Source organism: Bacillus sp. PS217 (assembly GCF_037963535.1).
Taxonomy (GTDB): Bacteria; Bacillota; Bacilli; order Bacillales; family Bacillaceae; genus Bacillus; species Bacillus subtilis.
This window is the reverse complement of the sequence record NZ_CP150157.1, coordinates 2792761-2806087: the sequence shown is the minus strand read 5'-3', so window position 1 is coordinate 2806087 and position 13327 is coordinate 2792761. Positions and strand designations below refer to the sequence as shown.

Here is a 13327-nt window from a genome sequence, read left to right as displayed (position 1 = left end):
AAGTATGGTAAAATGCAATACATACTCGTTCGTTTCAAGAATCATTTTCTTTTGCTCTGCCGGTAAAAGAAAAAGTGAGACAAGATTAAGGGGTGAAAGAATGTTTAAATTTAACGAGGAAAAAGGACAATTAAAATGCTCGTTCTGTGGAAAAACACAAGATCAGGTTCGTAAGCTTGTAGCTGGACCTGGTGTATATATATGTGACGAATGTATCGAACTCTGCACTGAAATTGTAGAGGAAGAACTCGGAACAGAAGAAGAAGTAGAATTTAAAGACGTACCAAAGCCTCAGGAAATTCGTGAAATTTTGAATGAATATGTCATCGGCCAAGATCAAGCGAAGAAATCACTTGCTGTTGCTGTGTATAACCACTATAAGCGCATTAACTCTAACAGCAAAGTTGATGATGTTGAGCTTTCAAAAAGTAATATTTCATTAATCGGCCCTACGGGAAGCGGTAAAACCCTTCTGGCGCAAACATTGGCTCGCATTTTAAATGTGCCGTTTGCGATTGCAGACGCTACATCTTTGACTGAAGCTGGATACGTGGGTGAAGATGTAGAGAATATTCTCTTGAAGCTCATCCAAGCTGCTGATTATGATGTGGAAAAAGCCGAAAAAGGCATTATCTATATTGATGAAATCGATAAAGTGGCTAGAAAATCTGAAAACCCGTCTATCACACGTGATGTGTCAGGTGAGGGTGTACAGCAGGCATTGCTTAAAATTCTTGAGGGTACAGTGGCAAGCGTGCCGCCTCAAGGTGGACGTAAGCATCCTCATCAAGAATTCATTCAAATTGACACAACAAATATTTTGTTCATTTGCGGCGGAGCTTTCGATGGTATCGAACAAATCATCAAACGCCGTTTAGGCCAAAAAGTGATTGGATTCGGTGCCGACAATAAAGCCGCTGATCTTGAGAAAGAAGATCTTCTTTCAAAAGTGCTTCCTGAAGATTTGCTCCGTTTCGGGTTAATTCCTGAATTTATCGGACGTCTTCCGGTTATTGCAAGCCTTGAAAAGCTTGACGAAGAAGCATTGGTTGCGATCTTAACAAAACCGAAAAACGCTCTAGTTAAGCAATTCAAGAAAATGCTTGAGCTTGACAACGTTGAGCTTGAGTTTGAAGAAGAAGCGCTTTCTGAAATTGCTAAAAAAGCAATTGAACGCAAGACTGGAGCACGCGGACTCCGTTCCATCATTGAAGGCATCATGCTTGATGTGATGTTTGAGCTGCCTTCTCGTGATGACATTGAAAAATGTGTAATTACCGGGGCAACTGTGACACACGGAGAGCCTCCTCGCCTCTTATTGAAAGACGGCACTGAGGTAAGCCAAGATAAAACATCTGCATAAAGATAAGCACAAACCTCCTGAGTGGTAACACTCAGGAGGTTTTTTTGCATGCAACTCTTCCGGAAAAACGTTTATTCCCGTCTTTTATGGGAGATACTAGCAATCAGAGGAATGAATTGGATACATAAATTGTTTTTCAGGAGGGACCACCATGAGTTGGACAGGGATCGCGTTATTTATTCAGCTGTTTTTTGGGATCATCATCGGTTTGTATTTTTGGAATTTGCTTAAAAATCAAAGGACACAAAAGATCACGATAGATAAAGAATCAAAGAAGGAAATGGAGCAGCTTCGGAAAATGCGCGCTATCAGCTTGTCCGAGCCATTATCTGAGAAGGTCCGCCCCAAAAGCTTTCAAGATATCGTCGGACAGGAAGACGGCATTAAAGCATTAAAGGCGGCTTTATGCGGGCCAAATCCTCAGCATGTGATTGTCTATGGGCCACCGGGAGTTGGGAAAACGGCTGCTGCGCGGCTTGTGTTGGAAGAAGCAAAAAAACATAAACAATCACCGTTTAAAGAGCAGGCTGTTTTTGTGGAACTCGATGCGACAACAGCCCGTTTTGATGAAAGAGGAATTGCCGATCCGCTCATCGGCTCTGTTCATGACCCGATATACCAAGGGGCCGGAGCGATGGGACAGGCTGGGATTCCGCAGCCGAAGCAGGGAGCTGTCACCCATGCCCATGGCGGTGTGCTGTTTATTGATGAAATAGGGGAGCTGCATCCTATTCAAATGAATAAAATGCTGAAGGTGCTTGAGGACAGAAAAGTCTTTTTAGATAGTGCGTATTACAGTGAGGAAAATACACAAATTCCGAATCATATTCATGATATTTTTCAAAATGGGCTGCCGGCTGATTTTCGCTTGATTGGCGCGACCACGAGAATGCCAAACGAAATTCCGCCAGCTATCAGGTCCCGCTGTTTGGAGGTTTTTTTCCGCGAGCTTGAAAAGGACGAGCTGAAAACGGTTGCCAAAACAGCAGCGGATAAAATTGAAAAAAATATCTCCGAAGAAGGACTGGATCTTTTGACCAGCTACACGCGGAACGGGCGGGAAGCCGTCAATATGATTCAAATCGCAGCGGGGATGGCTGTAACGGAGAATCGAAAGGACATTACGATTGAGGATATTGAATGGGTCATTCACTCCAGCCAGCTTACTCCAAAGCACGAGCAAAAAATCGGTGTTGAACCACAGGTTGGCATTGTAAATGGGCTTGCAGTCTATGGGCCTAACAGCGGATCGCTTCTGGAAATCGAAGTAAGTGTAACCGCGGCTCAAGATAAAGGATCAATTAACATCACAGGAATAGCTGAAGAAGAAAGCATCGGCAGCCAATCAAAATCGATCAGGCGAAAAAGCATGGCGAAGGGTTCGGTTGAAAATGTATTAACCGTGCTCCGGACAATGGGAATGAAGCCTTCTGATTATGATATTCACATCAATTTCCCAGGAGGGATTCCGATTGATGGGCCGTCAGCAGGCATTGCGATGGCGGCGGGGATTTTCTCGGCGATACACAAAATTCCTATTGACAATACCGTTGCGATGACGGGCGAAATCAGCCTGAACGGTCTTGTGAAACCCATCGGAGGCGTCATTCCGAAAATAAAAGCGGCCAAGCAGTCCGGTGCGAAAAAGGTGATTATCCCATATGAAAATCAGCAGGCGATCTTAAAGCAGATTGACGGGATCGAGATTATTGCAGTGAAGACGTTCCAAGAAGTGCTTGATGAAATTTTGGTGAATCCGCCAACGGAACAAAAACCGTTTCATATCGAAATCAATAAAGAATCCGTTTAAACCCTATTTTGATAATAGGGTTTTTTTCATGAAGGACATCTTTTCCTTTTTCATATCAGAAAGAAAGGGTATACTACGAGGAGACTGTTTTATAGAAAATGGAACCATGCCGTTTATTGTACAAGGATGAAAAAGTTGTATTATAATGGTTCATACTAAAGTCACGGAGGTGTCAGTCACATGGCAGAAGAATTAAAACGCAGCATCCCGCTCCTCCCTTTAAGAGGTTTATTAGTGTACCCGACGATGGTTTTGCATTTAGATGTAGGACGTGACAAGTCGGTTCAGGCTCTTGAACAGGCAATGATGCATGATCATATGATATTTTTAGCCACTCAGCAGGATATTTCGATAGACGAACCTGGTGAAGACGAGATTTTCACTGTCGGCACCTATACAAAAATTAAGCAAATGCTGAAGCTTCCGAACGGTACGATTCGTGTGTTGGTGGAGGGCCTCAAGCGCGCCCATATCGTCAAATACAATGAACACGAGGATTACACGTCGGTCGACATTCAACTTATTCATGAAGATGATTCAAAAGATACAGAAGACGAAGCATTGATGCGGACTTTGCTAGACCACTTTGATCAGTACATAAAAATTTCTAAAAAAATCTCGGCCGAAACGTACGCCGCGGTTACTGATATCGAAGAGCCGGGGAGAATGGCAGACATCGTTGCTTCTCACCTGCCCCTTAAACTAAAGGATAAGCAGGATATTTTAGAAACGGCTGATGTCAAAGACAGGCTGAACAAGGTCATTGATTTTATTAATAATGAAAAAGAAGTGCTGGAGATTGAGAAAAAAATCGGCCAGCGCGTCAAACGTTCGATGGAGCGTACGCAGAAGGAATACTACTTACGGGAACAAATGAAGGCGATCCAAAAAGAGCTTGGCGATAAAGAAGGCAAAACTGGCGAAGTTCAGACGCTGACGGAAAAAATCGAAGAAGCAGGCATGCCTGATCATGTGAAGGAAACAGCGCTTAAAGAATTAAACAGATATGAAAAAATTCCGTCAAGTTCTGCGGAAAGCTCCGTGATCCGCAACTATATCGACTGGCTGGTTGCTCTTCCGTGGACGGATGAAACAGATGATAAGCTTGATTTGAAAGAAGCAGGACGTCTCTTGGACGAAGAGCACCACGGGCTTGAAAAAGTAAAAGAACGTATTTTAGAATATTTGGCTGTCCAGAAGCTGACCAAATCCCTGAAAGGCCCGATTCTCTGTTTGGCAGGACCTCCAGGTGTCGGAAAAACGTCTTTAGCCAAATCAATTGCAAAAAGCTTGGGACGCAAATTCGTCAGAATCTCACTCGGAGGAGTTCGGGACGAATCAGAGATACGCGGACACAGACGGACCTATGTCGGAGCAATGCCTGGACGTATTATTCAAGGGATGAAAAAAGCGGGCAAGCTGAATCCGGTCTTCTTATTAGACGAAATTGACAAAATGTCATCTGATTTTAGAGGAGACCCATCATCCGCTATGCTTGAAGTGCTTGATCCAGAGCAAAACAGCAGCTTCAGTGATCACTATATTGAAGAAACCTTTGATTTATCCAAAGTGCTGTTTATCGCAACGGCGAACAATTTGGCCACAATCCCGGGCCCGCTCAGAGACAGAATGGAAATTATTAATATCGCAGGCTACACAGAAATAGAAAAACTTGAAATCGTAAAGGATCACTTGCTTCCAAAGCAAATCAAAGAACACGGGCTGAAGAAAAGCAACCTGCAGCTGCGTGATCAGGCGATTCTTGATATTATCCGCTACTATACGAGAGAAGCTGGTGTGAGAAGCCTTGAACGCCAGCTTGCCGCGATTTGCCGTAAAGCTGCAAAAGCCATTGTTGCTGAAGAGCGAAAACGGATTACGGTTACTGAGAAGAACCTTCAAGACTTTATCGGAAAACGTATTTTCAGATATGGACAAGCTGAAACAGAGGATCAGGTTGGTGTAGTGACAGGGCTTGCTTATACAACCGTTGGCGGAGATACGCTGTCGATTGAAGTATCGCTTTCTCCGGGGAAAGGGAAATTAATCCTGACAGGAAAGCTCGGAGATGTTATGAGAGAGTCTGCTCAGGCTGCATTCAGCTATGTGCGATCCAAAACAGAAGAACTTGGCATTGAACCTGACTTTCATGAGAAGTATGATATTCATATACATGTACCAGAGGGTGCGGTGCCAAAAGATGGTCCGTCAGCCGGTATTACGATGGCAACAGCGCTTGTTTCTGCTTTAACGGGACGGGCGGTTTCGCGTGAAGTCGGCATGACTGGGGAAATCACGCTTCGCGGGCGCGTGCTGCCGATCGGCGGCTTAAAGGAAAAAGCGCTTGGCGCACATAGAGCGGGATTAACGACCATTATTGCGCCTAAAGATAATGAAAAAGATATAGAGGATATTCCGGAAAGCGTCAGGGAGGGGCTGACATTTATATTGGCGTCCCACTTAGACGAGGTTTTGGAACATGCCTTAGTAGGAGAGAAGAAATGAAAGTCACAAAGTCAGAAATCGTGATCAGTGCAGTAAAACCGGAACAGTACCCTGAAGGGGGGCTTCCGGAAATCGCATTGGCCGGAAGATCGAACGTAGGAAAATCGTCTTTTATCAATTCATTAATCAATCGCAAAAATCTTGCGAGAACGTCATCAAAGCCGGGAAAAACACAAACGCTTAATTTCTACATTATCAATGATGAACTGCATTTTGTGGATGTGCCGGGGTACGGTTTTGCCAAAGTGTCAAAGTCTGAGCGTGAAGCTTGGGGCAGAATGATTGAAACCTATATCACGACACGTGAGGAATTAAAAGCAGTGGTACAGATCGTTGATTTGCGGCATGCGCCATCCAATGATGATGTGCAGATGTATGAATTCTTAAAGTATTACGGCATTCCTGTTATTATTATCGCTACAAAGGCGGATAAGATCCCGAAAGGAAAATGGGACAAACACGCGAAGGTTGTCCGACAAACATTAAATATTGATCCGGAAGACGAGCTGATTCTCTTTTCTTCAGAAACGAAAAAGGGGAAAGACGAAGCTTGGGGAGCGATCAAAAAAATGATAAACCGGTAGAGAATCCTCTACCGGTTTTATTTATCGTATAGATTTTTTCCGTTTTATCAATAATAACAATAAACTGATTCCAATAAAGACAAACGGCCAATACTCCTTCAGAAGTGCTGTTGGAATATGCGCAGACTCAAGCCATGCCATTATTTGTTTGAAAAAGTACAAAAACAGGGAAAAACAAATCATCGACACAGCTTCATATACATATTCTTTTTTTTGAACGGTTGAAACGAGAAGTGAGAAGCCGATCATAAAGAGGAGCATTTCAAAATCATCCGGCCACCATACCCATTTCGGCTTGGCAAAAAAGTGTAAACCGATCCCGAAGAGAAGCAAACCGATAAAAAAATGGGGTGTGACGGCTTCTTTTTTTCCTTGATATACAAAGGCTGCGCCTAACAGCATGAGGAGAACAGGCCATTGATCCTGCCCTGAAAACAGTTCGGCTTGGCCGCTTTCTAGCCATGCATATACAGAAGCGGCAAGCAGCAGACAAGGGAATAAAATTGATTTTTGTTTCATGATATCACCTTCTTGTTTTTTAGAGCTGATGTGTAGTAAATTTCTGCTGTTTTTGGTATTGTCAATAGGAATGCTTCTTTTCCCTGAAGCTTTTTCTAATATAGCATAAGAATTTTAAAATCTGTTCACATTTTGTGAAAGAAACTATGTTATAATTATTATAAATAATGAGTTCTATGTTAGAATGATTATAAATTAAGATTGGGTGTTGGGGGTGTAATTAGAGCGATGCATATACTTGTTGTGGGAGTAGATTATAAATCCGCCCCTATTGAGATACGTGAAAAAGTAAGTTTTCAGCCGAATGAGCTGGCAGAAGCAATGGTGCAGCTGAAAGAAGAGAAAAGCATTCTTGAAAACATCATTGTCTCAACCTGCAACCGCACTGAAATTTATGCGGTAGTCGACCAGCTCCATACCGGCCGTTATTATATAAAAAAGTTTTTAGCTGATTGGTTTCAATTAAGCAAAGAAGAGCTGTCACCGTTCTTAACGTTTTATGAGAGCGATGCCGCTGTTGAGCATTTATTCCGTGTAGCCTGCGGACTTGACTCTATGGTGATTGGCGAAACGCAGATTCTCGGACAGGTACGCGACAGCTTTAAAACAGCTCAGCAAGAAAAAACGATCGGGACTATTTTTAATGAGCTGTTTAAGCAGGCAGTTACAGTGGGCAAACGGACTCACGCCGAAACAGACATTGGCTCAAATGCGGTGTCAGTAAGCTATGCTGCAGTTGAACTTGCCAAAAAAATCTTCGGAAATCTTTCAAGCAAGCACATATTGATTCTCGGTGCGGGAAAAATGGGCGAGCTTGCTGCGGAAAACCTGCACGGACAGGGAATCGGCAAGGTCACTGTCATTAACCGAACATACTTGAAAGCGAAGGAGCTTGCAGACCGTTTCTCAGGTGAAGCGAGAAGCTTGAATCAGCTTGAAAGCGCGCTTGCGGAGGCTGATATTTTAATCAGTTCAACCGGTGCAAGTGAATTTGTCGTGTCCAAAGAGATGATGGAAAACGCGAATAAGCTTCGCAAGGGACGTCCGCTGTTTATGGTCGACATTGCCGTGCCTAGAGATCTTGATCCGGCGCTGAATGATCTTGAAGGTGTTTTTCTTTATGATATCGACGATCTGGAAGGCATTGTAGAAGCGAACATGAAAGAGCGGAGAGAAACAGCTGAAAAAGTTGAACTGTTAATTGAAGAAACCATTGTGGAATTTAAACAATGGATGAATACACTTGGTGTTGTGCCGGTTATTTCTGCATTGCGCGAAAAGGCGCTTGCTATCCAGTCAGAAACGATGGACAGCATTGAGCGTAAGCTGCCTCACTTAAGCACAAGAGAGAAAAAACTGTTGAACAAACACACCAAAAGTATTATTAACCAAATGCTTCGTGATCCGATTTTAAAGGTGAAAGAGCTTGCGGCAGATGCTGATTCGGAAGAAAAGCTCGCGTTGTTTATGCAGATTTTTGATATTGAAGAAGCTGCGGGCCGTCAAATGATGAAAACCGTTGAAAGCAGCCAAAAGGTCCACTCTTTTAAGAAGGCTGAATCAAAAGCGGGCTTTAGCCCACTTGTAAGTGAGTGAAAGCTGAATGATTGATACTGCAATGGCAAGACTTAATGAGGGGACAATCGTCATTTACGCGTTAAGTGTACTCTTTTATTTTATAGATTTTCTTCAACACAACCGGAAGGCTGGAAAAATGGCCTTCTGGTTGCTTTCTATTGTCTGGACTCTGCAAACCGTGTATTTGGCCTATTTTATGTGGGTGACGGGGCGGTTTCCGGTATTAAATGTGACAGAGGCGCTTTATTTTTATGCCTGGGTGCTTGTCACGCTGTCACTTGTACTGACAAAGCTTTTACGTGTTGACTTTATCGTGTTTTTTACAAATGTTATAGGATTTTCTATGATCGCCATTCACACATTTTCACCGACAGAGCAGCAGTCAGCTGCTTTTTCCGGGCAGCTTGTATCCGAGCTTTTGGTGATTCATATTACAATGGCGATTCTTTCATACGGCGCTTTTTCCCTTTCTTTCGTTTTTTCTGTGCTATATATGTTTCAATATCATCTGCTGAAAAAGAAAAAGTGGGGAAAATGGCTGTTGAGAATAGAAGATTTATCTAAGCTTGATTATATGGCGTATGTTTTAAATGTCATCGGGGTTCCGATGCTGCTGCTGAGTTTGATTCTCGGCGTCATATGGGCATATGTCTCACTAGAAACGCTGTATTGGTTTGACGCCAAAGTGCTTGGTTCGTTTGTCGTCCTGCTGCTGTACAGCTATTATCTTTATATCAGGCTGATTAAAGAGCTGCAAGGAAAGGTCGCTGCACTGTGGAATACGGCTTGTTTTCTGGTGCTGATGATCAATTATTTCCTGCTTGGAAGCCTGTCGCAATTCCATTGGTTCAGTTAAACGATGTCCCAAGCAGATTCGGGAGGAAAGAAATGATGAGAACGATTAAAGTAGGTTCCAGACGAAGCAAACTCGCTATGACTCAAACAAAATGGGTTATTCAAAAACTGAAGGAAATCAATCCTTCGTTTGCTTTTGAAATTAAAGAGATCGTGACAAAGGGCGACCGGATTGTCGATGTTACACTCTCAAAAGTGGGTGGAAAAGGGCTGTTTGTCAAAGAAATTGAACAGGCGCTTTTAAACGAAGAGATTGATATGGCTGTGCACAGCATGAAGGACATGCCTGCTGTTTTGCCTGAAGGCCTTGTGATCGGCTGTATTCCTGAACGGGAGGACCCGCGTGATGCCCTTATTTCAAAGAATCGCGTAAAGCTTTCAGAAATGAAGGAAGGTGCTGTCATTGGCACAAGCAGTTTAAGAAGAAGCGCGCAGCTTTTGATTGAGCGCCCTGACCTTACAATTAAATGGATTAGAGGTAATATAGATACAAGACTTCAAAAGCTGGAAACAGAGGATTATGACGCGATTATTTTAGCGGCTGCCGGACTTTCTAGAATGGGGTGGAAGCAAGATGTCGTAACCGAATTCCTTGAGCCTGAGCGCTGTTTGCCTGCTGTGGGGCAGGGAGCACTGGCGATTGAGTGCCGAGAATCGGATGAAGAGCTGTTGGCGTTGTTTTCTCAGTTTACAGATGAATATACAAAACGGACTGTCTTAGCGGAACGTGCTTTTTTAAACGCGATGGAGGGCGGCTGCCAGGTTCCGATCGCAGGCTACTCCGTGTTAAATGGACAGGATGAAATTGAAATGACAGGTCTTGTCGCTTCACCTGACGGCAAAATCATTTTTAAAGAAACCGTCACCGGAAACGATCCGGAGGAAGTAGGAAAGCGCTGTGCCGCTCTTATGGCTGACAAAGGAGCAAAAGATTTAATTGATCGTGTAAAACGGGAGCTTGATGAGGATGGAAAATGATTTTCCGTTGAAAGGAAAAACAGTGCTTGTCACTCGGAATAAGGCACAGGCAACATCATTTCAGCAAAAAGTGGAGGCGCTTGGCGGTAAAGCGGTTTTAACCTCTTTGATTACGTTTCGCCGCGCTTTGCCGAATGATGTTGCGGAACAGGTAAGGGAGGATCTAACCGCGCCAGGCTGGCTTGTTTTTACAAGTGTGAACGGGGCAGACTTCTTTTTTTCTTATCTGAAGGAAAATCAGCTTATTCTCCCTGCGCATAAAAAAATTGCAGCCGTCGGTGAAAAAACCGCCCGCCGTTTAAAAACGCATAACGTATCGGTTGATGTGATGCCACAGGAGTATATTGCTGAACAATTGGCTGACGCTCTTAAGCAGCATGCTGAACCGGGGGAGCCCATTACCGTGATGAAAGGGAATTTGTCACGTGATGTGATAAAACAAGAGCTTGTCCCGCTCGGTTTTGAAGTAAAGGAATGGGTTCTCTACGAAACGATTCCGGATGAAGAAGGCATTGAGGCACTGAAAGACGCTGCGGGTCAATATTCCTTTGACTATGTAACATTTACGAGTTCATCAACCGTACATACGTTTATGCATGTCTTGGGAGAAGAATTAAAAAAGTGGAAGGCGAATGGGACGGCCTGTATCAGCATTGGACCTTTAACAAATGATGCCCTTCTGACGTACGGCATCACATCGCATACGCCTGATACATTTACAATAGATGGCATGCTTGAGTTAATGTGCAGCATGTCAAGAGAGGAAGAGAGAATATGAGTCAATCATTTAATAGACACCGCCGCCTGCGGACATCAAAAGCAATGAGAGAAATGGTAAAGGAAACACGTTTGCATCCATCAGATTTTATTTATCCGATTTTTGTCGTTGAAGGGCTGGAAGGCAAAAAAGCTGTTCCGTCAATGCCTGATGTTTACCATGTATCATTAGATTTATTGAAGGATGAAGTAGCGGAGCTGGTCAAACTGGGCATTCAATCTGTTATCGTCTTCGGCATCCCAGAAGAAAAAGATGATTGCGGAACACAAGCGTACCATGATCACGGAATTGTCCAAAAAGCCATCATAGAAATTAAAAAACACTTCCCTGAAATGGTTGTTGTCGCTGACACGTGCCTGTGCGAATATACAGACCACGGCCATTGCGGACTTGTCAAAGACGGGGTCATCCTCAATGATGAATCGCTGGAGCTTTTGGCGCAGACAGCTGTCAGCCAAGCGAAAGCAGGTGCGGATATCATTGCGCCATCAAACATGATGGACGGATTTGTTACAGTGATCAGAGAAGCGCTTGATAAAGAAGGATTCGTCAATATTCCAATCATGTCTTACGCTGTGAAATATTCTAGTGAGTTTTACGGTCCGTTCCGTGATGCAGCAAACAGCACACCGCAATTCGGAGACCGCAAAACATATCAGATGGACCCTGCCAACCGTATGGAGGCACTCCGCGAAGCACAATCAGATGTCGAGGAAGGCGCGGACTTTTTGATTGTCAAACCTTCGCTTTCTTATATGGATATCATGCGTGACGTAAAAAATGAGTTTACTTTGCCGCTCGTCGCTTATAATGTAAGCGGAGAGTATTCAATGGTGAAGGCTGCAGCGCAGAACGGCTGGATCAAAGAAAAAGAAATTGTGTTGGAAATTTTGACAAGCATGAAGCGCGCGGGTGCCGACCTGATTATTACGTATCATGCGAAAGACGCAGCGAAATGGCTTGCGGAGTAATTTTATTCAGTTGACAGGAGTTGAGGCAGATGAGAAGCTATGAAAAATCAAAAACGGCTTTTAAAGAAGCGCAAAAACTCATGCCGGGCGGTGTGAACAGTCCCGTTCGCGCATTTAAATCGGTAGACATGGACCCGATTTTTATGGAGCGTGGAAAAGGCTCGAAAATCTTTGATATTGACGGGAATGAATATATTGACTACGTCTTGTCATGGGGGCCTTTAATTTTAGGGCATACAAATGACCGCGTCGTAGAAAGCCTCAAAAAAGTGGCTGAATACGGGACAAGCTTCGGTGCTCCGACTGAAGTAGAAAATGAACTGGCTAAGCTCGTCATTGATCGTGTGCCATCTGTAGAAATTGTACGAATGGTAAGCTCCGGAACAGAGGCTACAATGAGTGCCCTCCGTTTGGCAAGGGGCTATACGGGCCGCAACAAGATTTTAAAATTTGAGGGCTGCTACCACGGACACGGCGATTCTCTCTTGATTAAAGCTGGTTCAGGTGTTGCCACTCTCGGTCTGCCTGACAGCCCGGGGGTGCCTGAAGGCATTGCGAAAAACACCATCACCGTTCCGTACAATGATTTAGAAAGTGTAAAGCTTGCTTTCCAGCAATTCGGTGAAGACATTGCGGGAGTCATTGTAGAGCCAGTTGCCGGAAATATGGGTGTTGTTCCGCCGCAAGAAGGTTTCCTGCAGGGTCTGCGTGATATCACTGAGCAGTACGGCTCCCTGCTGATTTTTGATGAAGTGATGACTGGCTTCCGGGTCGATTATAACTGCGCTCAAGGCTACTTCGGCGTAACGCCTGATCTGACTTGTTTAGGAAAAGTAATCGGGGGCGGACTTCCTGTCGGCGCTTATGGCGGAAAGGCAGAAATCATGGAGCAGATCGCTCCAAGCGGCCCGATCTATCAAGCTGGTACATTGTCAGGCAACCCGCTTGCGATGACGGCTGGCTTAGAGACATTGAAACAGCTGACACCTGATTCCTACAAGAATTTCATCAAAAAAGGCGACAGACTGGAAGAAGGAATTTCAAAAGCCGCCGAGGTTCATGGCATTCCGCATACCTTTAACCGTGCAGGTTCGATGATCGGTTTCTTCTTTACAAACGAACCAGTCATCAATTATGAAACAGCCAAAGCATCTGATTTGAAGCTGTTCGCAAGCTATTATAAAGGGATGGCAAATGAAGGGGTATTCCTTCCGCCATCACAATTCGAAGGTCTTTTCCTCTCAACGGCCCATACTGATGAAGATATTGAAAACACAATCCAGGCAGCTGAGAAAGTATTTGCTGAGATCAGCCGCAGATAAGAGTGAAAACCGGTATCAAGGACTCCTTGTGCCGGTTTTTTCGTGCTCTCCCACTCATATTTTC

At 44.1% G+C, this 13327-nt stretch carries 11 protein-coding genes; 10 read left to right on the top strand and 1 reads right to left on the bottom strand.

All coding sequences use genetic code 11. The features are described 5' to 3' along the window. Window positions 1-100: 100 nt before the first annotated feature. The 4 genes from clpX (at window position 101) to yihA (ending at window position 6262) form a co-directional block, all read left to right on the top strand. A complete protein-coding gene (gene clpX, locus NSQ83_RS14625; RefSeq protein ID WP_003229613.1) occupies window positions 101-1363 on the top strand; it encodes an ATP-dependent protease ATP-binding subunit ClpX in 1263 nt (420 codons plus the stop codon). 151 nt (window positions 1364-1514) lie between these two features. Then, window positions 1515-3173 (top strand): ATP-dependent protease LonB, encoded by a 1659-nt coding sequence (gene lonB / locus NSQ83_RS14620; protein ID WP_131227799.1) that lies wholly within the window; start codon window positions 1515-1517, stop codon window positions 3171-3173. 180 nt (window positions 3174-3353) lie between these two features. Next, window positions 3354-5678, top strand: a complete 2325-nt coding sequence (gene lon, locus NSQ83_RS14615; RefSeq protein ID WP_003229618.1) for an endopeptidase La — start codon at window positions 3354-3356, stop codon at window positions 5676-5678. After that, window positions 5675-6262 carry a ribosome biogenesis GTP-binding protein YihA/YsxC gene (yihA, locus tag NSQ83_RS14610; RefSeq protein WP_014114673.1) on the top strand — a complete coding sequence of 196 codons (588 nt, stop codon included), beginning with the start codon at window positions 5675-5677 and terminating at the stop codon, window positions 6260-6262. Before lon ends, yihA begins: the two co-directional genes overlap by 4 nt. 21 nt (window positions 6263-6283) lie before the next feature. Here the strand turns inward: yihA and NSQ83_RS14605 are convergent, their stop codons facing one another. Next, window positions 6284-6781 (bottom strand): hypothetical protein, encoded by a 498-nt coding sequence (locus tag NSQ83_RS14605; protein ID WP_003229624.1) that lies wholly within the window; start codon window positions 6779-6781, stop codon window positions 6284-6286. 228 nt (window positions 6782-7009) lie between these two features. Here NSQ83_RS14605 and hemA point away from each other — a divergent pair, with 228 nt between their 5' ends. From hemA to hemL, 6 genes are read left to right on the top strand one after another with little or no spacing between them, the layout of a single operon-like run. Further along, complete coding sequence (gene hemA / locus NSQ83_RS14600; protein WP_004399038.1) at window positions 7010-8377, top strand: glutamyl-tRNA reductase; 1368 nt, start codon at window positions 7010-7012, stop codon at window positions 8375-8377. A 7-nt stretch (window positions 8378-8384) separates the two neighbouring features. Then, entirely contained in the window at window positions 8385-9215 is an 831-nt protein-coding gene (locus tag NSQ83_RS14595) for a cytochrome c biogenesis protein (protein ID WP_003222575.1), read from the top strand. Window positions 9216-9247: 32 nt separating this feature from the next. After that, entirely contained in the window at window positions 9248-10192 is a 945-nt protein-coding gene (gene hemC, locus NSQ83_RS14590) for a hydroxymethylbilane synthase (protein ID WP_015251536.1), read from the top strand. Further along, entirely contained in the window at window positions 10182-10970 is a 789-nt protein-coding gene (gene hemD / locus NSQ83_RS14585; RefSeq protein ID WP_029727111.1) for a uroporphyrinogen-III synthase, read from the top strand. Before hemC ends, hemD begins: the two co-directional genes overlap by 11 nt. Continuing rightward, on the top strand, window positions 10967-11941 hold the full coding sequence (hemB, locus tag NSQ83_RS14580; RefSeq protein ID WP_198878588.1) for a porphobilinogen synthase: 975 nt from the start codon (window positions 10967-10969) through the stop codon (window positions 11939-11941). Before hemD ends, hemB begins: the two co-directional genes overlap by 4 nt. 29 nt (window positions 11942-11970) lie before the next feature. Next, entirely contained in the window at window positions 11971-13263 is a 1293-nt protein-coding gene (hemL, locus tag NSQ83_RS14575) for a glutamate-1-semialdehyde 2,1-aminomutase (RefSeq protein WP_198878589.1), read from the top strand. The last annotated feature ends 64 nt before the right edge of the window (window positions 13264-13327 follow it).